19 protein-coding genes and 1 tRNA gene are annotated in these 22,983 nt (G+C 39.0%); 6 read left to right on the plus strand and 14 right to left on the minus strand.

Annotated elements, in window-relative coordinates:
- Positions 1-405: 405 nt before the first annotated feature.
- Positions 406-1,323, plus strand: coding sequence for a hypothetical protein (locus BLQ18_RS15700; protein ID WP_090298910.1), 918 nt, complete (start codon positions 406-408; stop codon positions 1,321-1,323).
- Between the two features lie 125 nt (positions 1,324-1,448).
- On the opposite strand, the gene BLQ18_RS15705 is transcribed toward BLQ18_RS15700, so the two are convergent.
- From BLQ18_RS15705 to cobA, 13 genes are all read right to left on the minus strand, one after another.
- Complete coding sequence (locus BLQ18_RS15705; RefSeq protein WP_090298913.1) at positions 1,449-1,913, minus strand: hypothetical protein; 465 nt, start codon at positions 1,911-1,913, stop codon at positions 1,449-1,451.
- 38 nt (positions 1,914-1,951) lie between these two features.
- A complete protein-coding gene (locus tag BLQ18_RS15710) occupies positions 1,952-2,524 on the minus strand; it encodes a hypothetical protein (protein ID WP_090298916.1) in 573 nt (190 codons plus the stop codon).
- A gap of 164 nt (positions 2,525-2,688) precedes the next feature.
- Positions 2,689-3,447 carry a DUF6090 family protein gene (locus tag BLQ18_RS15715; protein ID WP_090298919.1) on the minus strand — a complete coding sequence of 253 codons (759 nt, stop codon included), beginning with the start codon at positions 3,445-3,447 and terminating at the stop codon, positions 2,689-2,691.
- Positions 3,448-3,641: 194 nt separating this feature from the next.
- A tRNA-Arg gene (locus tag BLQ18_RS17040) sits at positions 3,642-3,717 on the minus strand.
- Positions 3,718-3,792: 75 nt separating this feature from the next.
- Positions 3,793-5,220: a rubredoxin gene (locus BLQ18_RS15720; protein ID WP_090298922.1), complete on the minus strand. Its 1,428-nt coding sequence runs from the start codon at positions 5,218-5,220 to the stop codon at positions 3,793-3,795.
- 10 nt (positions 5,221-5,230) lie between these two features.
- Positions 5,231-8,764, minus strand: a complete 3,534-nt coding sequence (locus BLQ18_RS15725) for a nitrate reductase (RefSeq protein ID WP_090298924.1) — start codon at positions 8,762-8,764, stop codon at positions 5,231-5,233.
- A gap of 139 nt (positions 8,765-8,903) precedes the next feature.
- Positions 8,904-9,590, minus strand: coding sequence for a response regulator transcription factor (locus BLQ18_RS15730; protein ID WP_090298928.1), 687 nt, complete (start codon positions 9,588-9,590; stop codon positions 8,904-8,906).
- 110 nt (positions 9,591-9,700) lie between these two features.
- Positions 9,701-10,987, minus strand: coding sequence for an alginate export family protein (locus BLQ18_RS15735; RefSeq protein ID WP_090298932.1), 1,287 nt, complete (start codon positions 10,985-10,987; stop codon positions 9,701-9,703).
- Positions 10,988-11,029: 42 nt separating this feature from the next.
- Positions 11,030-11,857 carry an ABC transporter ATP-binding protein gene (locus BLQ18_RS15740; protein WP_090299013.1) on the minus strand — a complete coding sequence of 276 codons (828 nt, stop codon included), beginning with the start codon at positions 11,855-11,857 and terminating at the stop codon, positions 11,030-11,032.
- A gap of 18 nt (positions 11,858-11,875) precedes the next feature.
- A complete protein-coding gene (locus BLQ18_RS15745; protein WP_090298935.1) occupies positions 11,876-12,715 on the minus strand; it encodes an ABC transporter ATP-binding protein in 840 nt (279 codons plus the stop codon).
- 10 nt (positions 12,716-12,725) lie between these two features.
- A complete protein-coding gene (locus tag BLQ18_RS15750; RefSeq protein WP_090298939.1) occupies positions 12,726-13,832 on the minus strand; it encodes an ABC transporter permease in 1,107 nt (368 codons plus the stop codon).
- Between the two features lie 12 nt (positions 13,833-13,844).
- Positions 13,845-15,233, minus strand: coding sequence for a CmpA/NrtA family ABC transporter substrate-binding protein (locus BLQ18_RS15755; protein WP_090298941.1), 1,389 nt, complete (start codon positions 15,231-15,233; stop codon positions 13,845-13,847).
- A 195-nt stretch (positions 15,234-15,428) separates the two neighbouring features.
- On the minus strand, positions 15,429-16,190 hold the full coding sequence (gene cobA / locus BLQ18_RS15760) for a uroporphyrinogen-III C-methyltransferase (RefSeq protein WP_090298945.1): 762 nt from the start codon (positions 16,188-16,190) through the stop codon (positions 15,429-15,431).
- A gap of 137 nt (positions 16,191-16,327) precedes the next feature.
- Between cobA and nirB the strand changes: the two genes are divergently transcribed.
- Genes nirB through BLQ18_RS15785 form a run of 5 tightly spaced genes read left to right on the plus strand, consistent with a single transcriptional unit; the run spans position 16,328 to position 22,085 of the window.
- Positions 16,328-18,847, plus strand: coding sequence for a nitrite reductase large subunit NirB (nirB, locus tag BLQ18_RS15765; protein ID WP_090298948.1), 2,520 nt, complete (start codon positions 16,328-16,330; stop codon positions 18,845-18,847).
- A gap of 11 nt (positions 18,848-18,858) precedes the next feature.
- Positions 18,859-19,236, plus strand: a complete 378-nt coding sequence (gene nirD / locus BLQ18_RS15770) for a nitrite reductase small subunit NirD (RefSeq protein ID WP_090298951.1) — start codon at positions 18,859-18,861, stop codon at positions 19,234-19,236.
- Between the two features lie 20 nt (positions 19,237-19,256).
- On the plus strand, positions 19,257-19,850 hold the full coding sequence (locus BLQ18_RS15775; RefSeq protein ID WP_090298954.1) for a DUF4202 domain-containing protein: 594 nt from the start codon (positions 19,257-19,259) through the stop codon (positions 19,848-19,850).
- 17 nt (positions 19,851-19,867) lie between these two features.
- Positions 19,868-21,721: a PAS domain-containing sensor histidine kinase gene (locus BLQ18_RS15780; RefSeq protein ID WP_090298957.1), complete on the plus strand. Its 1,854-nt coding sequence runs from the start codon at positions 19,868-19,870 to the stop codon at positions 21,719-21,721.
- Positions 21,711-22,085 (plus strand): DUF7009 family protein, encoded by a 375-nt coding sequence (locus tag BLQ18_RS15785; protein ID WP_090298960.1) that lies wholly within the window; start codon positions 21,711-21,713, stop codon positions 22,083-22,085. Before BLQ18_RS15780 ends, BLQ18_RS15785 begins: the two co-directional genes overlap by 11 nt.
- Before the next feature lie 95 nt (positions 22,086-22,180).
- On the opposite strand, the gene BLQ18_RS15790 is transcribed toward BLQ18_RS15785, so the two are convergent.
- Positions 22,181-22,975 carry a cation efflux transmembrane domain-containing protein gene (locus BLQ18_RS15790; protein ID WP_090298963.1) on the minus strand — a complete coding sequence of 265 codons (795 nt, stop codon included), beginning with the start codon at positions 22,973-22,975 and terminating at the stop codon, positions 22,181-22,183.
- Between the last annotated feature and the right edge of the window lie 8 nt (positions 22,976-22,983).

The raw sequence follows: 22,983 nt of genomic DNA on the forward strand, positions 1-22,983 counted from the left end.
TAGCAAAAATAACAGTAGTCAACCCCAACCGTAATACCTAAATTACTGATGTTTGTACCAATTTTACAGGTTAACTCCCATTGATTTTTCTGATTTCCAATACTTTATATTTACCTTAACATTTAGGGCGTTAAAAAAGTATTCTTATCACCGAGAATATATCAGATTATTTGTTTTTAAAAAAATATAATATGTTACATCCTTGAAGTTTACTTTAAAACCACCATGACTTTAATGGGTCAAGTAGAAGTCTAAAAAAATTAGAGTTAGCCATGGTTGTTCATTTGGAAGGCAAAGTGGACCACTCCTCCATAGGGTTATCATTTTTAAAATGGAAATGGAGGGCAATAAATGTAACAATCGGGTTCTTACATAATCTTTAGAGAAATACAACCTAAAAGAATTATGAAACTAGATAAAAACCTTTTAACCCTGCTTTGTTTAATCTTTCCGTTTTTGGTTTCTGCTCAGATTGAATCAATATTTAATGGTGTTGAATTGAACCAATCATTTCAAATGGTAAGTGAAAAGTTATCCGATATTGCAAAAAGTACAAATATCATTTCAATTGATCAACCAAATTTTCCTCTGGCCAATATAAAGGAAGAGCATTTGGTGTGTTCTCAAGTAGTTACAGCCAATGGTACAATAAATAAGGTGGTGTTCACTTTTGCTGATGATAAACTAAAATATATTGAGGCAAGAGGAAACGCAATTCAGGTTTTAACACATAAGCTGAGTGATACAGCAAGAACTTATCTGAATTATGATGTTTATGTTGCAGAAAAATTATTCTTGAAAAAAGAAGAAGACGCTGGTTGGATATTGACTGAGGAAGCAATGCATAACAATATGTTCACTTGGCAAAATCCCTATCTGATTTCAGAAATTGATGAGGAAATACATCCTAAATTTTCTGAGGAAATTCCAAATTTTATTAAAATGGGCGCGTCACTCGATGAATTAAAACCCATTTTAGAAGCTAATAGTGATTTTACAAGTAGTGAAGTGTTGGATGGAACGGATCCAAATGCTCAGTTACAAATAAATTGTTTTGGTGTTGAATACTTTGGGTTTCCTAGAAAAATTGAAGCTCGTTTTGGAAATAATATTTTGAACGTAGTATGGATATTAACTGGCAAAGGTGAAGAAGACAGAATTAGAAAAGCCTTGATAGCAGAGTTTGGGAACCCCATTTTTGTTACTGATGAATGGGAAATTTTTAATGATTGGCAAGTTGGTTTAAGAAAAGATAAACCTGAAATATTGCTTATGGAAAAGAATATTGGGTTAGGGTACAAAACCAGTTATTTTAAGCAATAGATTCTATAGGTTAATTAAAAAGTTCAATTGAAGTTAGCCGAATTGAATCCCAATATATTTATGTTTCAGAAGTATCGTAAATAATAAAGCTATTCTAAGGTTCTAGTTTGAATCGTTTTATTAAACTATTGCTGAGGATTAAATTGTTTGATAACCTTTCTGTTAAATGGATTCTCTATCGGCCATATCTCAATTCTATGAAAATCACCCCCTTCATCTTCATCTTGAATATTCAGGTTTGAAGAATACAACCTCACACAATAATCACCATTGTTCACACTTACTTCATATATCACATTCAAATCTGGACAATCAAGTATTTGTATTTTTTCTGAATTTACCTTCAGACAACCATCTACAATGTGATCAAAATTATTAGTGTCATCAAGTGCTTGTGGTGAATTGAAAAATTGAAAACTTCCTTTTATAGGACCATATGACGCAGTTGAAATCCCTATTATTTCATCACTTACGGGCATTCTCTCTAAAAATGCCCTATCAGTCCAAAGATCACCATTATCAGGACTAAAATGATTCTCGTCAACTATATAAAATTGATGATGTGATGTATAGAAGTCTAATTTCTTCATTCTTTATTTGAACTTTTGGATTGATTGATATTAAAGGATTAAATCCCACGATTGTATTCATTATAAGTTTGACCAAAAAAGTCTAGATAGTATTCGTCCATTTCTTTAGGATACAATTCAAACATGATTCGATTATAACGTTGAATATTGAATCCTCTATTAAAAAGTCCCGTGGTTCTCAAAACAATCGTGTCCTTTTGTTTAGGATGCGTAATTATGAAAAATGGGCTACTTGTTGTTTTAATGTAATTTGCATCAAATTCATTAATCATTTTTTCCAAGTCTAATGTATCGTTTTTCAATTCGTATGGTACTTTTGGAAAGAAGATTGTAGTGTCGTTATAGATTCTTTTCTCCTTTACTTGAATATAAATTTGACTTTCATTCTTCGTTATCACAATTTCGTCAAACTCCATCCAGCCACACATTGATAGATTGACGGTTAATTTTAGGGTATCGCTATTTTCCATTTTTGAAGTGAAGTTTTTGTAATCTCTTCCAATAATGAAGTCAGAAGCTAGAGGGGCAATAGGATTTAACCCATTTTTTTCTACACAACCAAAAATGAATAGAATACTTGAAATGAATATTAAGGATTTTAGCTTGCTCATATTTTTGTTAACGTTTCATATGATTATAAGTAATCGAATAAATTGCTATTCTAAAATATGGCTTGCATGAATTTATTGAAATTGAAAATGAGTGAAACTACAATTTGAATGAGTAACTACAATCATTAATTTGAACCCTTGACAAAGTCAACTGTTCATTTTAATTAATTAATCTGAGATTCAATCGTTTTAATTATATCTACTATTTTGAATCTTAAGGGCAAATAAAAAGACTGCTTTAAATTTTCTGATGCCACAATGAACAAATAGAGTTGGCTTTCAAATTCTTCATTTTCAAGGAATTTAAAGTCATTATTTTTAAAACGACTTGGTTTGGCATTTAGTAAAGGGTCGTTGATGATATTGAGGTGCCTTCTGAAATTCCCCTCCTTTAAAAAGAATTCATGCCCCAAATCTCTTCTTTCCACAACATAGTCTTCCTGTCTTTTCACGCTTGCCAGCGTAGATTGCCAATCCGATAAGGCATTACGCAATTTTGCATCCGACAATACAGAAAGTTTACCTGAATTAATGACTTCCATCACTGTGCCTTGTGAGGGTGTAAATCTGGGTTCAATTTTAAAGATGCCCACCATTAGTTCGGAGAGTTCCTTTTCATTGAAATCTGAAAGTGATGGTCCTGTATATTTACCTAAACTAACACTGTTCTTTATATTGGAATCGTTGAAATTTATAACCCGATCCAAGTTGGTCAAATTGGTTTCAAATTCGGTAAGCAATGCCTTGAGCAGCTGTTGTTCAAGTAGATTGTTCTTACGGTTTTCGTTCCAATTATTGATCTGAAGGGCTATCAAAATCCCGATTACAACAAGAATTATCTCTCCAATAGCATATTTCAAATACTTTCCAGTTTTGCCTTCTGAAAGTAAGTTTTGGCGGATTTTCCTGAAGAACTTGATCATTGGAGGTTGGTTTCTCTAAAGATATGATTTATATGCAATTGGATTGAAATATAGAAAAGATATGTTCAGATGATATACAATCGAATTACCCCCTCTTAAAGTTTGTATTGAGTAAGGTTTCTACTGAGCGGAAATGTTACTGGTGAAGTACATCAAATAAAAAAAGCCCCTTTTAAAGGGGCTTTTTTTATTTGTGATCGCGGAAGGATTCGAACCTTCGACCGTCTGCTTAGAAGGCAGTATTCTTTTTATTACAAGTATTTGAATATCATTTATTTTACATGATTTTTATTAATAACAAGTCGGGAATAAGTCGGAAATTATATAGTAATTAAAATACCTAATTTATCTTTCCACCATCAATTCAACCACTACAAAAATGCTTTTTCCAGCTCCACAAACATTACATTCATAGGTTTCTGGTAATTCCTCAAATCTTGTATTGGAAGCAATATTTGATTTGGGATCTCCAATTACATCATCATAAACTGTAAAACAATTTTGGCATTGATAGACCTCATTTTTTATCACTTCTGTTTTTGTTGATTTATCCGATGCCACATCTTTTTCCTTGCCCAATTCCTGAAAATACAATTTACTGAGTTCTATTAATAAGTCAGGTAGTTCTCTTTGGTCAATATCCTGCGCAAATGTTTGTAAGTTTTGGGTATTGGGATTAAAATTTTTGAAATGTCGAATATTATAGGTTGGTCTAGTATTCGGATTTATTTGCTCAACAGCTTTGGAAATAGGGTTCTTTTCAATTACCACGGAAGACATATGGGTACGTTTGCCCACTTGATTGCTGATCCCAAAAGTTAGGCCGTACGTACTAATATCCTTTTGATCAAAACTCTGAACCAAATATCTTTTTAAATCGAGAGCATCAGAATCATCAACAGGCAAATGCCAATTCATCTCCAATTGCGAATGTCTTACATTGATTCCTCTTTCTCCTAAAAATAATTCGAGAGAGGTTCTGCACTCTTTCGGAATCCCTTTTACAATTAAAGATTTCCATGGGGTGATGCAAATTTTACCAAAACTTTGATCCAAGCAAAAACTACAGAAGTCCTTTAAAAATTTCAGGTTGTATCGATTGTTTCTCCAATACAGTCCTAACCAGTACTGATCAATTCCCATTCGATTTAGTCCCTCATAATAGGGAAAAGTTTGATAGGGAATAAAAAGCTCCTTATCCACAGCTTTATTGTTGGGGGTAGCTAGCACACTGTTTACGGCAGCAAACAACTCTTCTACATCTTGAATTTCCTTGTATATCTTTTCAATCTCGCGACTAATGTCTGCGATGTCCCAACTGTACACAAGGACGGGATAATAGGCGCTAGTTTCCCACTGCGGTAACAAAATGTCCAAATACCAGTAATCTTCATGCTCAGAAGCAATAAAGTTTAAGTTTCCACCAAATATGGGAACCAATCGTTGTTTTGGATCAGTTATATTGATCTTTAATTTGGGCAAAAAGTCAAACTGCTCCAATAAATACAAATAGGTGGACCCTTTTAACCAATGGGTGGCATCAAATATATCGGCACAGACATAGGAACATACTATATTTTGAAAAGACCTGTCGGCAACAATATCTATGGGATTTTGTTCATTAGAATTGTTTGTTGGACATAAAATATCTTGTCTGGACCCAAAATAAACTTCAGTTAACCCTGCGGACTCTAACAAGGCAATACTTTCCATAAGTTCCCCTGGCGATGTCACCCCACCTTTGACAAAAATTCTATTTAAATCGTCATTCATAATCCTCGAATTAAACAGCGGCCGTTTTTAATTGGGCATCCAATATCCCCTTTACCTCTGGTTTGCAACTTCCACAACCTAATCCTGCCCCAGTTTGGGTACAAAGGTTCTTAAAGTCTGAACATCCGCCTGCAATGGCATCTTTAAGATTCCCATCTCCCACTTGACTACACGTACAGACCATTTTTCCCTTTAATGGTTCTCTGTTCGATGCGCCACGCAACAATTCATTTCGTTTTTCAGAAAGTTCAACACCCTCTTCAATCAATCGCTTGAATTCCGCAAACTCATTTTTATCCCCCATTAAAATGGCACCCTTTAAGGTATCATCTTTAACGATGCATTTTTTATAGAAACGCTGGCTCACATCCATCAAAATAATCTCCTCGTAAGTAGAATCATTTTGAGGTGCATTGACCATTCCGATACTGCACAGATCCAGATTCTCAAACTTTAAAATATTCATGAGTACCGATCCTGAATATGTACTTCCCAAATCGCCTAAAATATAGTTGGCTGCAATATCGGCCTGTTGTTCTGCTGCTGAAGTAATTCCGAAAAGTGAATTATCAAATTCAGCAATCTCACCCAAGGCAAAAATGGATGCATCACTCGTTTTTAAATAAGGATCTACCAAAACACCTCGCTTAGTTTTTAGTCCAGCATCAATGGCCAAATTAATATTAGGGCGTGTGCCAATGGCATACACAATGGCGTTGCAATTGAGCGTTCTTCCCGTTTTTAGGTTCACCAATAAATTATGGGGTGAATCCTTATCTTCAAAAACGGTACTCACCTCGTTATCAAAGTACAATTGAATTCCCCGTTCCAAAACATCCTCAGCCAACAAACGACTCGAAATAGGGTCTAACTGGCGCTCCATCAGTCGTGGTGAACGTTGAATGATGCTGATATTTATATCTATCTTTTTTAATGCAGCGGCCAATTCCAATCCCAATAATCCCCCACCAATAATCACCACATGTTGCTCATTTACTGGAAGATTGGTCTTGGTCAAATATTCTTTGAGTCGGTCGGCATCGCCACGTTCCCGCATGGTAAATCTACCAGGTAGGTCCATGCGAACATCAGGCGGTACAAAAGCACGACTGCCAGTTGCCAGAATCAACAAATCATAATCATGTGAAACACCATTATCATCAATTACCTGTTTGGCTTCTTTATCAATTTTTTGAATCCCATTATTGGCGAAAAGCTCCACTTTGAGTTTTTCCAATTCACCCTCCTTTAATTTTTGTAGAGCTTCCCAACCAAGGTCATTATTGACATATTCAGGCAACAAAACACGATTGTAAAATGGATGTTCTTCTTTAGAGAATACTTTGATCGTATCGCCCCAATTCTTTTCTCGGTAGGATTGCACAAAACGATAGGCTGCTGCACCAGCACCTACGACTACAATTTTCTCAAAAGGTTTTCGATATTTTTCTACTTGAACTGCACAATACTTAAAATCGGGCTCCTTGGAAATTGGATCTACAATATTATTGGTCAAGTTGTTGGCCCTACTGAAGTCATTATTGAGGATTTTACCCCAATGCATAGGCAAAAACACAACGCCCTCCCGAATATCATAATTGATTTTAAGCTTGACCCTAACACTTCCACGTCTACTTTTTACGGTCACCACATCCCCTTCCTTAAAGCCCCTTATATAGGCATCTATTTTGTTCATTTCCAAAAAAGGTGCGGGAATATGGGTAGTCAAGCGTTTTACTTTTCCTGTTTTTGTTCGGGTGTGCCATTGATCACGCACCCTACCTGTGTTCAGAATTAAAGGAAACTCTGGGCTGGTTGTTTCGGATTTGTTGTAAAGATTTCTTGGCGCGTTGAAATGTGCTTTTCCATCAGAAGTAAAATAATTTTGATCTTGGAACAATCTGGGTGTCCCTTTATGGTCTGGTGATGGAACAGGCCATTGAAAGCTCCCTTCCGTCTTCAATCTTTCATAGGAAAGTCCCGAAATGTCAATAGTTGTTCCTTTGGTCATCAAACAATACTCATCATACACTTGGGAAGCATTGGTATAATCAAAGCCATGGAAACCCATTTCTTGGGCAAAACGCCATAAAATTTCCACATCGGGCAACGCCTCACCTGGGGCGTCAATAACTTTGGGCAAATAACTGATTCTTCGCTCCGAATTCGTCATGGTTCCCTCTTTCTCCAACCAACCTGCTGCTGGAAGCAACAAATCTGCATATTTAGTGGTCTCCGAATTATGGGAAATATCCTGTACAATAACAAAATTCGCCTTTTCAAGCGCTTTTTCGATTTGTTTGGCGTTGGGCATGCTCACAATAGGGTTGGTACAAACGATCCAAACCGCTTTCATTTTTCCCGATTCCAGCGCGTCGAACATTTCGGTGGCCGTGTATCCAGGTTCCCCATGAATTTCTGTACTTCCCCAAAATTCCTGAACTTCCTTTCGATGTTTGGGATTGCCCAAATCACGATGCGCAGCCAGCAAACTGGCCATTCCCCCTACTTCCCTACCCCCCATGGCATTAGGTTGTCCTGTGAGTGAAAAAGGTCCTGACCCTGGTTTTCCAATTTGTCCAGTTAGCAAGGAAAGGTTTAAAAGCGAAACATTTTTGTCTACCCCAATTACACTCTGGTTGAGCCCCATGGTCCACATACTGATGAACCCCTTGGCATCTGAAATCATTTTGGCGGCCAATCGAATTTCATCTGCAGAAATCCCGCACTTTTCTGCAGCTTGACGAATGGTGAGTTCAAACGCAGTTTGCTTAACAGCCTCAAAATTGGAAGTATGTTTTTGAATAAAGGATTTATCTATTTTCTTCTTTTCAATCAACCATCTGGCCATGGCATTGAAAAGAATCACATCCGTACCTGGTAAAATCTGTAAGTGTAGGTCTGCCAAGGCACAAGACTGCGTTTTTCGAGGATCCACCACAATGATCTTTACATTTGGATTTTCCTCTTTATGCTTTTCAATTCTTCTAAACAAAATAGGATGACACCAAGCTGGATTGGCTCCTGCTATCAAAAAACAATCTGCCAACTCAATATCAGCATACGAAATAGGAACTGCGTCATTACCAACTGTTTTTTTATATCCTACCACAGCCGAACTCATGCACAAACGAGAGTTGGTATCTATATTATTTGTGCCCAAAAAGCCTTTGGTCAATTTATTGGCCAAATAATATTCTTCAGTAAGACATTGCCCAGAAACATAAAAACCAACACTATTAGGTCCATGTTTTTCAATTATACTTTTAAAGACTGCTGCTGCCCGCTTAAAGGCTATATCCCAAGTAACGCGCTGCATGGGGTGATTTCTACTCCACCGCATTTCTGGATAAAGAATCCTATCTGATGTGTCCTGAGCAACATAATTCAAGGTTTTTCCCTTGGTACATAGCATGCCTTTGTTTACAGGATATAACTCGTTACCCGTAACTGAAAGCACTCCTTTGGCATCCTTTTTTACGGTAATGCCACAACCTACTCCACAATAGGAACAAATAGAATCGAATGTATCCTTCTTTTGCATGAAAGGAGATTTTTATATTCCTGATTTTCCAATAATTAAAAATATAAAAATACGTATAAATACGTAGTATAAATTTGGCAAAAGTGTGTCAAAAAATTGAAGTTTTGGTAATAATTACTGGCGAATGCCGAAGAAATGCCTAAACCAGGTTAAACTGCTGTGCTTTTTTGGAAAGATCTATAAGATTTTTGACCTCCATTTTCTTCATTAAATTGAAGCGATGGGTGTCTATCGTTCGCTTGCTATTGTTTAGTTTTTCGGAGATTTCCTTACTTGTATATCCTGCCAAAATCAATTCCAACACCTGAAGTTCACGATTGGTCAAATCAAATGGATTTTCTTTGGCTTTGGATTCGGAAGCATTTTCCGTAGTTGTTGTGGATTTGAAAAGATTATTCACCAAAACATCGGAAATATCTCCGCTAAAATATTTACCACCTTCATGCACCACGTGAATCGCTTTTACAAATTCTGACTTGCCCGTATCTTTCAACAAATAACCATTGGCGCCAGCCTGCACCGATTTTAGAATATATTCCTCGGAGTCGTGCATGGAAAGAATAATGCATTTGGTCTTTAGCCCCCCCTTGGCATTTAAACGTTCAACCGTTTCAATACCACCTAATTCGGGCATACGGATATCAATAATCAAAATGTTTGGGGATTTTTCACCGACCATTTCAATGGCCTCGAGACCATTGGAAACCTCACCGATTACGTCTAGGTCCTCTTCTTCTTCCAACAAAGCCCGAATCCCATCCCTCACCAAGGAATGGTCATCTGCCAAGACAATGGTTATCGTTTTGTTTAGCTTCGAATCGTGCATGAAACAAAAATAAATGAATTATCTAAATATGAAATCACTTTACTACAACAAAAAGGGCTGTATCCAAACTAAAATGGAACAGCCCCTTAAACACTAACCAACTTAATATCTTAATCCGCCTTTGCCGTGCTAAAAAATTTAGGTTTGATGATCAACATGGCCCATGCCCAGTTTTGGGTACCTGCTGCAACATCTTCTGCAACTCCTTTGAGTTCGTACATTCCATCTGCGGCAAACATGTGGGAATATCCAATTTTAAGGGAATACCCATTAAACCCTTGGGTAAAGACCAAATCAACTTCGGTGCCCAATGCATTTTCACCACTTGGCAAATCTTGCTCCCCTTTAAAGTTCAACACCTTGGCCAATAGGCTGGATTTCTCTCCCAATTTGAAATTGGCACTGGCATGGATATCGAACAATCCGATTGAATTGGCATGGTTGCCCACGTAGAAATAATCCATAAAACCATTGAACTTATGGTTGGTTCCGTACAATGGGAAAAATGCACCAGTCTCCCCTGCTGTCTGACCATCATTTCCACTGATGATTTCAATTCCAGCACCCAATCCAATCGCATTTGAAGCTTTATAAGTAGCGTCCAATCCAACCAAATAAGCACCTTTTACATCCAATTCGCCTTGTCGCTCCCCTGTTTGAAGAAATGCATTGGCAGCTAGCCCAAAACTTCCTTTGTTAAAGGTTAAGTGGGTTCCCAAGGTTTGTAAATTGCTCAACCCATCAGCATTGCTTTGGTCATCAAAATTTTGGAATCCATTGTTCATCAACACCACACTTGCCCCAAAACTTTCCCATTTCTGTTTTAAATACAGCATTTGCATGGTCTTGTAGCTGAAAAATCCAGTGGTATTGTATGCATTGCCCACCGACTGAAATCCTGTTGGATTGTCAAAATCTTGATTGTAGGCAAAAGCAAAATCCAAAATGAAATTATCTTTTGCGTATTTAATCAATGCGGCATCGTGGTTTCTTCCTTGTTGCGCCCAATCCAAGCCACCAAGAATACGTTGATCATCATAAGAAAGTACTTGTCTTCCCAATTTGGTGGACCACCCTGAACCCAAATTCAATTGTGCCCAAGCTTCAAAAACGGCAAAGGAATCATTTTGATCATCTGGTAAAATCTGACGGTTCTCCCCCCAGACCATCACATCTTGAATGCTTAAATAGAACTTGTATTTTTCAGTTTGATAGGCAGCGTTCAAACGAGCTCTCGTAGAGATTGCAAAACCTGGATCTGCTGCATCAGGAATAAGGCTTCCGAATCCATTTCTATATTCAGTTCTTGGTCTAAACTGACCATCCAAAGTAAATTGGGCTTGCGCTCCAATAAGGCATAGCAATAGCATGCCAACGGTTAATATTAGCTTTTTCATTTTTTGAGATTTGTTAATAGGTTATTTAGAAAAAAGGAACTATCAATGCTCCAAAAAGTCAATAAGGTGTTTTCTGTATTTGTAATAATCGTCGTGTTCCAAAACCGATTTTCGAGTTCGTGGCCGTTCAAAATCTATGGATAGCACATCGCCAATTTTTGCTCTGGGTCCACTGGTCATCATCACCACTCTATCTGCCAAAAAAATTGCTTCGTCCACATCATGGGTTATCATTACCGCAGTGATTTTTTCCTTGTTCCAGATTTCAATCAATATATCCTGAAGCTCCCCTCTTGTAAGTGAATCCAACATTCCAAAAGGTTCGTCCAATAGTAACACTTTGGGTTTTATGGCGAAAGCGCGGGCAATACCAACCCTTTGTTGCATTCCTTGGGAAAGTTCATTGGCTTTTTTGTGAAATGCACCCTCTAAACCCACTTTGTCCAAATAGTACATGGCTATATCTTTTCGTTGCGACTTGCTAGCATGGGGAAATACTTGGTTCACTCCCAACTTTACATTTTGTAAAGCCGTCATCCATGGCATTAAACTCGGGGCTTGAAAAATTACGCCACGGTCTGGTCCTGGTCCTTTGATCGGGTTTCCCAAAACGGAAATTCTTCCGTCAGAAATGGGATTTAAACCAGCAATCATGGAAAGCATGGTGGTTTTTCCGCAACCTGAATGTCCAATAATAGTCACAAATTCCTCCTTTAAAATTTGAAGATTCAAGTGCTCCAATACCACGTAATCTCCCTTTGGCGTTGGGTACACTTTTTTCAAGTCGTGCAAATCCAACATAATGTTGTCCGATGGGTACACTACCCCATTTTCGTGCCCTTGGGCCTGTTTTGATACTTCTACTACCATTTCCATAGGTTTTAACAATTAGGCAACAAAGCTTTTAGGTGTCAATTCTGGTAATTCGTATATTTTCTTAGAGGCTGATTTTCGCTCTTCCCCAATGCCCATCAAATATTCGATGATGGCGTTTCTGGTCTTTTTGTACTCCAAGTTATCGTTAAGCTCGGTCTTATCCCTAGGTCGTTCAATATTGATGTTGAACTCTGGTCCCAAGGTCGCATTTGGACCTGGTTTGAGTGGAATAATACGGTCTGCCATATAAATTCCCTCATCCACATCATTGGTGATCAACAATGCGGTGCGTTTATCCTTGCTCCAAATTTTTAGGATTTCATCCTGCAAATTTCCACGGGTCAATGCATCCAAAGCACCAAGTGGTTCATCCATGATGATCATTTCGGGATTCATGGCCAATGCCCGAGCTACGGATACCCGTTGGCGCATTCCACCAGACAATTCCTTTGGTCTTTTGTTAATGGCTGGAGAAAGATTCACCATCGCTACATATTCCTCGACTCTTGCATTTATTTCCTTTTTACTTGCTTTGGGAAAAGCTTCTTTCACGGCCATGTGCACATTTTGCCCCACGGTCAACCACGGCAACAAGGAATAATTTTGAAAGATTACCCCTCTCTCATGACTGGTATCCACAACGGGCTCACCTTTAAAAAGCACTTCACCACTGGTCGGTTTTAAAAGTCCATTGATCAAGTTCACCAAGGTGGTTTTTCCACTTCCTGTAAAACCAACAATTGCTACAAACTCCCCCTCTTCAATGGTCAAGTTAATGTTTGACAGTACCTCAGTGGCATTAGCTCCTCGACCATAGGTCATGCTTACATTTTTAAGTTCCAAATAGGCCATAGCTACTGATTTAAGCGGTTGCATTTTTATTGAAAGACACCATATTTTGAACAGTCAACATGATTCTGTCCAATAAGAATCCGATGATACCAATCACGAACATGGCCACAATAATCTTGGAGTTGGAATCGTTGGCTCCATTCTGGAATTCTTCCCAAACAAAGGATCCCAATCCTGGGCTTTGCGCCAAGAGTTCAATGGCGATCAAAACCATCCAGGCCACGGAAAGGGTAATGCGCAATCCTGTAAAAATTAGTGGTAATGAAGATGGCAAAATCACCTTAAACACTTTTTGAATAGGTCCTAATTTGAGCACTTTAGCCACGTTTATATAGTCTTTGTCCACTGTGGCAACCCCCATGGCCGTGTTGACCAAAGTGGCCCACATGGCACACAGTCCCACACTGATAAAGGAGATGATAAAAGCACTATCAGATTCTGAATCCTTGGTCATCGTCTTCACGATCATGAAAACCAAAAGCAACCAAACCACTGGGGAAACGGGCTTGAAAATCTGAATCAACCAATTGAAAGAGTTGCGCAACGTAGTGCTCAATCCGATAATTACCCCCACAGGAACCGCAATAATCAATGCCAATAGAAATCCTGCAAAAACAGTTTTTAAACTGGTGAATATCTGATCCACAAAAGAAGGTCTTCCCGTATACACAATGGGAGCTTTTCCCTCAGCTTCACGTTTTGCATTCAATGCGGCTGTTTTTGCTTTAAATTCAGCTTTATCCGCACTAATTGCTTTGTGATCGGCAATCAACGTATTGAACGATGTCCACACCTGTGCTGGCGATGGCAATGTATTGGGCTGACAACTCACATCTCCCGAAGCGATACAAGCAGCCATTTGATCGGCGGCCTCCTGACCTTGATCTGTAAGGGCTTTTTGAATTTTATAATCCGCCTCGATATTGTAAAGGGCTTTTGCACCAACATGCCACAAACCAACAAACAATATGATCGAAGCCAATGGAATCAACACTTTTCTCACCAAGGTCTTGCCATTCCATTTAGGCATGGCAGGGATCAATTTGATCACAAAATCCTTGACCATGGTTCCAAAATTCCCCTTTTCATCCTGCACTACTGTAACGCTTTGCTTCATCATTTTTAAGATTTACAAGGATGAGTCATCCTCTTTGTTTCCAATTTTAAAACTGTTGATATACCCAATTGGGTCTTTTGCATCATACGTTTTACCATCGATAAAATCGGTTGTTGCTGGCTTGTATCCGTCAGTAGCTGGAATATCCCCCGCAGAAAGATGCCCCTCGGTCACTAAAGCATCCGCAGCCTTTTTCCAGATGTCAGGACGGTAAATATCCTTTATGGTCTCATCGTACCATGCAGCAGGTTTTGATTCTGGAATTTGACCCCATCTTCTCATTTGGGTCAAGAACCAAATACCATCGGAATAGAAAGGATAGGTTGCATTGTATTTAAAGAATACATTAAAGTCTGGCATGGAACGCTTGTCCCCTTTTTCAAATTCAAAGGTTCCTGTCATGGAGTTGGCAAGTACCACTTCATCAGCACCCACATATTGAGGCATGGATAATATTTTAACTGCTTCTGCTCTATTTCCAGGCTCATCCAACCATTTTCCTGCTCTTATTAATGCTTTTGTTACTGCAATTGCCGTATTTGGATTTTCCTCCACAAACTTCTTGGTCATCACAAATACCTTTTCAGGATTGTTTTTCCAGATATCATAATTGGTGGTTACAGGTACACCGATTCCTTTGAAAACCGCTTGCTGGTTCCATGGCTCGCCCACACAGTACCCATAAATGGTACCTGCTTCCAAAGTGGCTGGCATTTGTGGCGGTGGAGTTACAGAAAGCAATACTTCTGCATCAATTTGCCCTTGCACATTATCAGCGGTATACAATCCTGGGTGGATTCCTGCTGCAGCCAACCAATAACGAATTTCATAGTTATGGGTAGATACAGGGAACACCATGCCCATTTTAAAGGGTTTTCCACTGTTTTTGTATTCAGAGATCACAGGTTTTAAAGCATCCGCTTTAATAGGATGAACTGGTTTTCCATCATCCCCAGTAGGTACATTGGGTTTCATTTTTGACCAAACATCGTTGGAAACCGTGATTCCATTTCCATTTAAATCCATGGAGAAAGGGGTTACCAATTCTGCTTGACGTCCAAAACCTGCTCCAGCCGCGATGGGTTGACCCGCCAACATGTGTGAACCATCCAATTGTCCATCGATTACCCTATCCAACACATTTTTCCAGTTGGACTGTGCCTCTACCGAAACAAAAAGACCCTCATCTTCAAAGAATCCTTTTTCCTTAGCAATGGCCAAAGGTGCCATATCCGTCAATTTGATAAAACCAAAAGTCAATTGTGGTTTCTCAATTTCCAATGCTGGGGCTGTATCCATTGCCTGGGCAACATCCCCCGCTGTTTTTTCTTTCTTTCCTCCACAAGCAACCAAAGCTGCTAATAATAGAAGACTAGAAAATTTTGTAATGTTTGTTTTCATAAAGCGGTACTTTTATAATGGTTATCATCAATTACAGGGTAAAACTACGTATTGTTTTTTATTTACCTAGGTATATTTACGTATTTATACTGATTTTCAATGAGATTTGTGAAATTGAATTTTTGAAAAAGGTCAAATTGAGGAATACTTAAAATTTCTAGGCTCTGATCTAGATATCCTCGATCAGGATTAAAATCAAAAAGTGGATTGAAGCACACGTTGTATCTCATCTTCGTAAAAGAAGTTATGATCGGCCACCACTTCACCTATAACTATGATACCAGGCTTGTTACAATCCAATTCCTTATATATATAGGTTGCATCCGATAAAGTTCCCACCATGCAACTTTCTGAAGACAAAGTGCCATTTTGGATTACAGCAAAGGGTGTATTGCCGCCTCTATATTTCATTACAGATTGCGCTATATCCTTTAGTTTGCGAACTCCCATCAATATAACCAAGGTTGCAGAGGATTGGGCAGCCAATTCAAAATCCTTTGAGAAACTTTGTTCCTTTGTAGTGGCCGTAAGCACCCAAAAACTACTACTTACCCCTCTTTTGGTTACAGGAATACCTTGACTTGCAGGAACGGCAATAGCACTTGTGATTCCAGGAACCACCTCAACGGGTAATCCAAAGGATTGAGCATAATCAATCTCTTCAGAAGCCCTACCAAACACAAACGGGTCTCCCCCTTTTAAACGCACCGCATGGCCGTAAGTAAATGCACTTTCTACTAATAAGGTGTTGATTTCGTCCTGCGTATAACTATGCTTAGCACATCTTTTGCCTACGTATATTTTAGGAACATGATTGGGTATTTCAAGCAATAATGCTTCATCGACCAAAGCATCGTATAAAACAACATCGGCCGACTGCAAAACTCGTAAACCCCTTACTGTTATTAGGTCTGAACTTCCAGGCCCAGCTCCTACCAAACTTACTCTTGCTTTCATAGTTATACCGTATTATTAAGGTTATTTCAAGTACTTTTTATCATTTCCTCAACAAGAATACGTAATTATTTTTGAAAAATCAGTATTTATTTAAGTAATTATACTTAGTTTTGAATCGTATTTCAAATCTTTGGCATATGAAAACAGTAATTGTAGTAGGAAATGGAATGGTTGGTTATAAGTTCTGTGAGAAGTTCAGAGCGCATCCTGCCAACGCGGCATTCAAACTAATAGTCTTTGGTGAAGAGCCAAGACCCGCTTACGACAGGGTTCACTTAAGTGAATATTTCGGAAACCAAGATGCAAAAGCCTTGGAATTGGCCCCCGCCTCCTGGTACAGTGACAATAATATAGATCTTATTACCAATGAACGGGTAACGGACATTCTGAACGAGACCCAGGAAGTACGTACCATATCAGGGAAATCCTTTTCCTATGATTATTTGGTACTGGCCACGGGTTCCGCCCCCTTTGTCCCCCCGATTAAAGGCGTTGAAAAGGAAGGGGTGTTCGTATACCGCACCATTGAAGATCTTGAGGAAATGTTGTCCTACGCCGCCCAAATAAAGGCCATTAAACCAGATGGACGCGCGGCAATCCTTGGCGGGGGTTTATTGGGTCTTGAAGCAGGAAAAGCTGTTTTGGATATGGGATTGGAACCTCATGTAGTGGAGTTTGCCCCTAAATTGATGCCTAGACAATTGGATACACGTAGTAGCAATGTGCTTCAATTAAAATTGGAATCCATGGGCATTCAAATTCATTTGGGCAAGGCCACCAACCAAATATTGGGTGAAAGTGTCATCGAGGGAATGGATTTTGGCGAGGACGATCAATTGGATGTGGATATGTTGATCATTTCTGCTGGTATTCGTCCAAGGGATGAGCTCGGAAAAACTTGTGGTTTGGATATGGGCACCCGCGGAGGAATTGTAGTGAACAACAAAATGGAAACTTCTATTCCTAATATTTATGCCATTGGAGAGGTTGCTCTTTACAATCAAATGATTTATGGTCTAGTGGCCCCCGGGTACGATATGGCCAATGTGGCAGCAAATCAAATCTTAGGAAATCCTGAAGTATTGATGCCCGCTGACATAGATATGTCAACCAAATTAAAATTGATGAGAGTTGACGTTGCCAGTTTTGGCACACCTTATATGCCTGCTGAAAAAGGCTTGTCAATTATCTACGAAAATAAAACCAAGCACCTATATAAGCGGATTAACGTAAGCCATGATGGTAAAACCTTGTTAGGTGGAATTTTGGTAGGTGATGCCAATGATTACAACATTTTGCACCAGATGTACCTTAACAATATGAGTCTTCCTGAAAATGCGGAAGAATTGATCGTGGGTGCCCGTGGCGATGGTGGTTCAGCTTTTGGAAGCGCTATGGATCTGCCCGATACGGCTCAAATATGTTCTTGTGAAAGTATTTCCAAAGGAAAAATCTGTGGTTCTATAAAAGAGGGTGCGTGTAATTCCTTGAAAGATGTTATCGGATTGACCAAGGCCACTACTGGATGTGGAGGTTGCAAGCCCATGGTCGTGGATTTGGTCAATGAGACCTTAAAATCCATGGGTAAAGAGGTAAAAGATGTTATCTGCGAGCATTTTGAATATACCCGTCAAGAATTGTATGGGATTGTAAAAGTGAAAAACATTCAAACTTTCGATGAGGCCTTGGATAAGTGTGGAAAAGGAGACGGTTGCGAAGTTTGCAAGCCTGCCTTGGCCTCCATTTTTGCGACCATTTATAATGACACCGCCAATAAGGAAGCGGTAATTCAGGATTCCAACGATCGCTTTTTGGCCAATATCCAACGCAACGGTTCGTATTCCGTAGTTCCTAGAATCCCTGGAGGTGAAATCACCCCAGAAAAATTAATCGTGATCGGTGAAGTGGCCAAGGAGTACAACTTATACACCAAAATAACAGGCGGACAGCGTATCGACCTATTTGGTGCCGAACTTAATGATCTTCCTGCCATCTGGAAAAAATTGATTGATGCAGGTTTTGAAAGTGGTCACGCCTATGGAAAGTCATTGCGTACGGTAAAAAGCTGCGTAGGTTCTACATGGTGTCGCTACGGAATGGATGAAAGTGTAAGTTTTGCGATAGAACTGGAAGACCGCTATAAAGGATTGCGTTCTCCCCATAAACTTAAAGGAGGCGTTTCAGGCTGTATCAGAGAGTGTGCCGAAGCCAGAGGAAAAGATTTTGGAGTTATCGCCGTGGATGGTGGTTGGAACCTCTACGTATGTGGAAACGGTGGCGCCACCCCAAAACATGCCATACTATTGGCCGAACAAATAGACAATGAAACCGTAATTAAATATTTGGATCGGTTTTTAATGTACTACATCCGAACCGCTGCCCCACTTATGCGCACCGCTGCCTGGTTGGATAAATTGGAGGGTGGAATTGAGCAACTTAAAAGAATTGTGGTTGATGATAGTTTGAACCTGGCCGAAGAGTTGGAAATAGAGATGCAATCTTTGGTTGATAAATACGAATGCGAATGGAAACAAGCTGTTGAATGCGAAGAAATGAAAAAGCGTTTCTCCCATTTTGTCAATACCGAAGAAAGAGATGACAACATGGTCTTCGTACCTATGCGCGATCAAAAAATGCCAGAACCTTGGACCAACTAAAACCAATAACTATGGATTCAATTTTATCTGAATACACCTCAGTAGACCCAACAACAGTTTCCGTTTGGTTCAAAGCCTGCAACGTTAACGATATTCCAGAAAACGGCGGGGCGTGCGTGAAATACAAAAACAAACAAATTGCGGTGTACCATTACAAACGCAAACAAACTTGGTACGCTTGCCAAAACCTTTGTCCACATAAAATGGAAATGGTTTTGAGTAGAGGAATGCTTGGTGATGCCGATGGCATTGCAAAAGTAGCCTGCCCAATGCACAAAAAAACGTTCTCGCTGGAATCTGGAGAAAATTTGAACGGTGATCTACCCGCAATAGCCATTTATCCCATTAAAATTGAGGATGGCTTTGTGTATATTGGTTTTTCTGAATAGCTTTAGAAAAATCAATTTAAATGGGCAGTCCCAGCAAACTTCAAGAGGCATTTCGGTTATTTGACGAGGCCAATTCCCAAGACCCCAATACGGAGGTCGCAAATGGCGTGGAACAGCCCAAAGAACTGCTCTATGCCAAACGGATGACCCAAATTTTAGATGAGTTTGCTCCCGATGCCCCTGAAGCCTTAAAGTTAACGGCTCGTTGTCAGCATATTTGCCGTTGGGAAATCCCTCGTGATTCCTATGAAATGAACCGTGTGGGGTACTTGAAATGGCGACAGGATTTAAAAAAATTCCATGCGGAAAAAGCTGCGGAAATTTTGACCAAGGTGGGGTATGATCAAGAAACCATTGATCGTGTCGAATTTTTATTGCTCAAAAAACAGTTGAAAAAGGACGAGGACACCCAAACTTTGGAAGATGTAATCTGTTTGGTCTTTTTGAAATATTATTACGAACCGTTTTTGCATAAGCACGATGAGGCCAAAATGATTTCCATTCTTCAAAAGACTTGGAAAAAAATGTCGGACAAAGGTCATGAAACCGCTCTTAAACTAACCCTTTCAGAAGACGGATTGGCATTGGTGACAAAAGCATTATCCACCCCATAAAAGAATTTTAAAAGGCAATGGATAAAAACAACCAACAACAGGCATTGGACGTATCCACATTTGTACGGATACGAAAATGGTACCTCCTAGCCCTTGCCGCCATTGCCCTGACCATTATAATTGCCCAAATATTGATTCAACGGCATTTGGATGGTCAATTGTACGATTCGAGGGTAATCAACGTAGCAGGAAGACAACGCGCCTACAGTCAAAAATTGGTCAAGGAAGCTTTGCTTTTGCAGAACTCCACCCTTTCCGAAAATGAAAGGGAAGAACTGTTGTCAAAACTTGATCAAACGTTATGGGTTTGGAAAGTTTCCCATGACGGACTTCAAAATGGGAATGACAGCATTGGATTACCCAAAGAAAAAAATAAAACCATTTTAGCCTTGTTTGATGAAGTTTCCGTACACCACAATGCCATAGTGAGTGCGGTTGAAGCTATTCTTTCAAGTGTTGACTCCATCAAATCCAATGCTCAAGTTGAAATTTTACTCGCCAACGAATCCGATTTTTTGTCCAAAATGGACGAGATCGTAAACGAATACGATAGCATCAGTAAGGACCAACTGGAAAACCTGAAATTTAAGGAATACATGCTCTTGGCCTTTTCCTTAGGTATTTTATTTTTGGAGGTGCTTTTTATCTTCCGCCCGCTCTCCATTCAAATTCGAGAAACCATACGGGATTTAGTCAAAAGCCAGATAAAATCCGAAAAGGATGCCTTGGAAATCAAAAAAGTGGTTCAAGAGAAAGAAAAATCATTGCAAGAACTACGGGAACTCAATTTTGTAATAGATAACGCTGCGCTTTTTGCAAGTACACGTTCCGATGGATCAGTAGTTTTTATGAGTAAAAAATTCTTGGCCCTTTTAGAAAAGAAAGACCTCCCTCCCAATGCACAACTTTCAGAAATTTTGACGGAAGATAGTGGTCAACAGCAATACCTACGCGAAATCATGACCAAACCGAGACGGGATATCCGCTCGGAGGAAATTGAGATCAAAACCAAGACGGGCAAAAAATTATGGTTGGATATTTCCATCATCCCGATACATCAGGCAAGCAAAAAACACAATGTGCTCTTACTTTGTTCCGATATCACCGAACGAATGCAAAATCAAATAAAAGTGGAGCAGCTCAGGCTTGAAAATTACGAGGAACGTATGCGTCAAAAGCAAGTTCAGGCCAGTTTGATCGTCGAAAGTCAAGAAGAGGAAAGAAAGCGAATTGCCAAGGACATTCACGATGGTATTGGTCAAATGCTTACAGCCTTGCGATTCAATATTGAGTCCATTAACCTTTCCAACATGGAAAAAACCAAGGAGAAAATCGACTACCTCAAAAATTTGACCTCTGATTTGATCAAAGGAGTTAGAACTGCCACCTTTAATTTAACACCGCCTGAACTGAGCGATCATGGTATTTTCCCTGCCCTGCAAAAAATGACGCAAGAACTGAGCAAATTGACAGGCAAAAACATATTGTTCGAAAACAAGGCAGAAGAAAACATCCGATTTGATTCTTTGGCGGAAACCAATATATACCGCGTTACGCAAGAAGCGGTAAACAATGCCATTAAATATGCAAATGCCAGCTATATTTTGGTGACCATCAACTTTACGGACAACTTATTAAGCGTGGTCATCGATGATGATGGAAAAGGATTTGATCCCGCCATTTTAAAACGTCCACCTAAAAACAATAGTGAGGGCGGAATGGGCGTATTTTTTATGAAAGAGCGGATAAGCTACATAAATGGTAGATTGTTCATTAGTTCCACGCCTGGTGAGGGCACAAGGGTAACCATCAATTATAGCTTAAAACAAAGCGAGAAAAAGAATTTAAAAAGCTTAAAAAATGAAAATTAGGATAAAAGGCGATTCCATTCGATTCCGATTGACCAAAACAGAAGTGGAAACGTTCTGTTCAACTGGTGTATTTTCGGAAACAACCCACTTTGGAAACTCTGAATTCACTTATAAATTGCAAGCAAAGGATGGGATTACTTCTATGGAAGCTGAGTTCTCCAACAATACCATTACCCTATTTGTTCCAAAATATGAATGTTCGAATTGGGCCACTTCAGATAAGGTAGGCTATCAAAATATGATGTCATTAAAAAATAGCAAAGAGCTATCCTTACTCTTAGAAAAGGATTTTGCATGTTTGGACAATACCACCGAAGACCAATCGGACAATTACCCGAATCCAAAGGTCGGGGATGTTTGTTAGATTGATTAAATAAAGGAATAAAATACAGCACCCTTAAAAGGGGCTGTATTTTTGTGATTACGGAAAGATTCAATATCGTTTATTTGAACTTTGGTTCATTTGCTAAGTTTCAAAATCCTGAATGCTCCTTGAATCACCAAAACAAAAACAATAGTTCCAATTATTAAATCAGGTTTGTTAGAACTTAACCAATTTACCAATAGTCCCGCAATTATTACTCCCATATTGATGATTACATCGTTAGAGGTGAAAATCATACTTGCTTTCATATGTGCCTCATCCTTGCTTTTTGATTTTTGTAATATGTAAAGACAAATTCCATTTGCAATAAGTGCCAAAATTGAAATGACTATCATAGTTGAAAAATCGGGAAGTTGTTCTGCCCCAAAGAATCTTCTCAAAACTTCTATAAAACCAATTACAGCAAGAGTTATTTGAAAATACCCAGCAAGTTTGGCAATCTGTTTTTTTCTGGACATAGTTCCTCCAACAGCAATCAAACTTATTCCATAAACGAATGAATCAGCAAGCATATCCAAGCTGTCCGCAACCAACCCCATTGATTTTGAGATTATTCCTGTAGCCATTTCGATTACGAAAAAGGCGAAATTTATTCCCAGGACAGTCCAAAGTAGTTTTCTTTGGTTTGAATGCTCATTAAAGTCGATTTGGTCCGTTTCCTCAGTCGATATTTTCTGTCCACCTAAATTCAGTTCAAGAACTGATTTTTCTATTTGGTCAATTTGTCCTTTATGAAAAACGGTCAATTTTCTGTTGGGAATGTCAAAGTCCATATTTGCAATACTTGAAATTCCGTCCAGTTTCATACGGATCAGATTTTCCTCTGAGGGACAATCCATTTTAGTTATCTCAAATATTGTTTTTTCCATTACAATCG

It is taken from the genome of Flagellimonas zhangzhouensis, from assembly GCF_900102925.1.
GTDB lineage: Bacteria > Bacteroidota > Bacteroidia > Flavobacteriales > Flavobacteriaceae > Flagellimonas > Flagellimonas zhangzhouensis.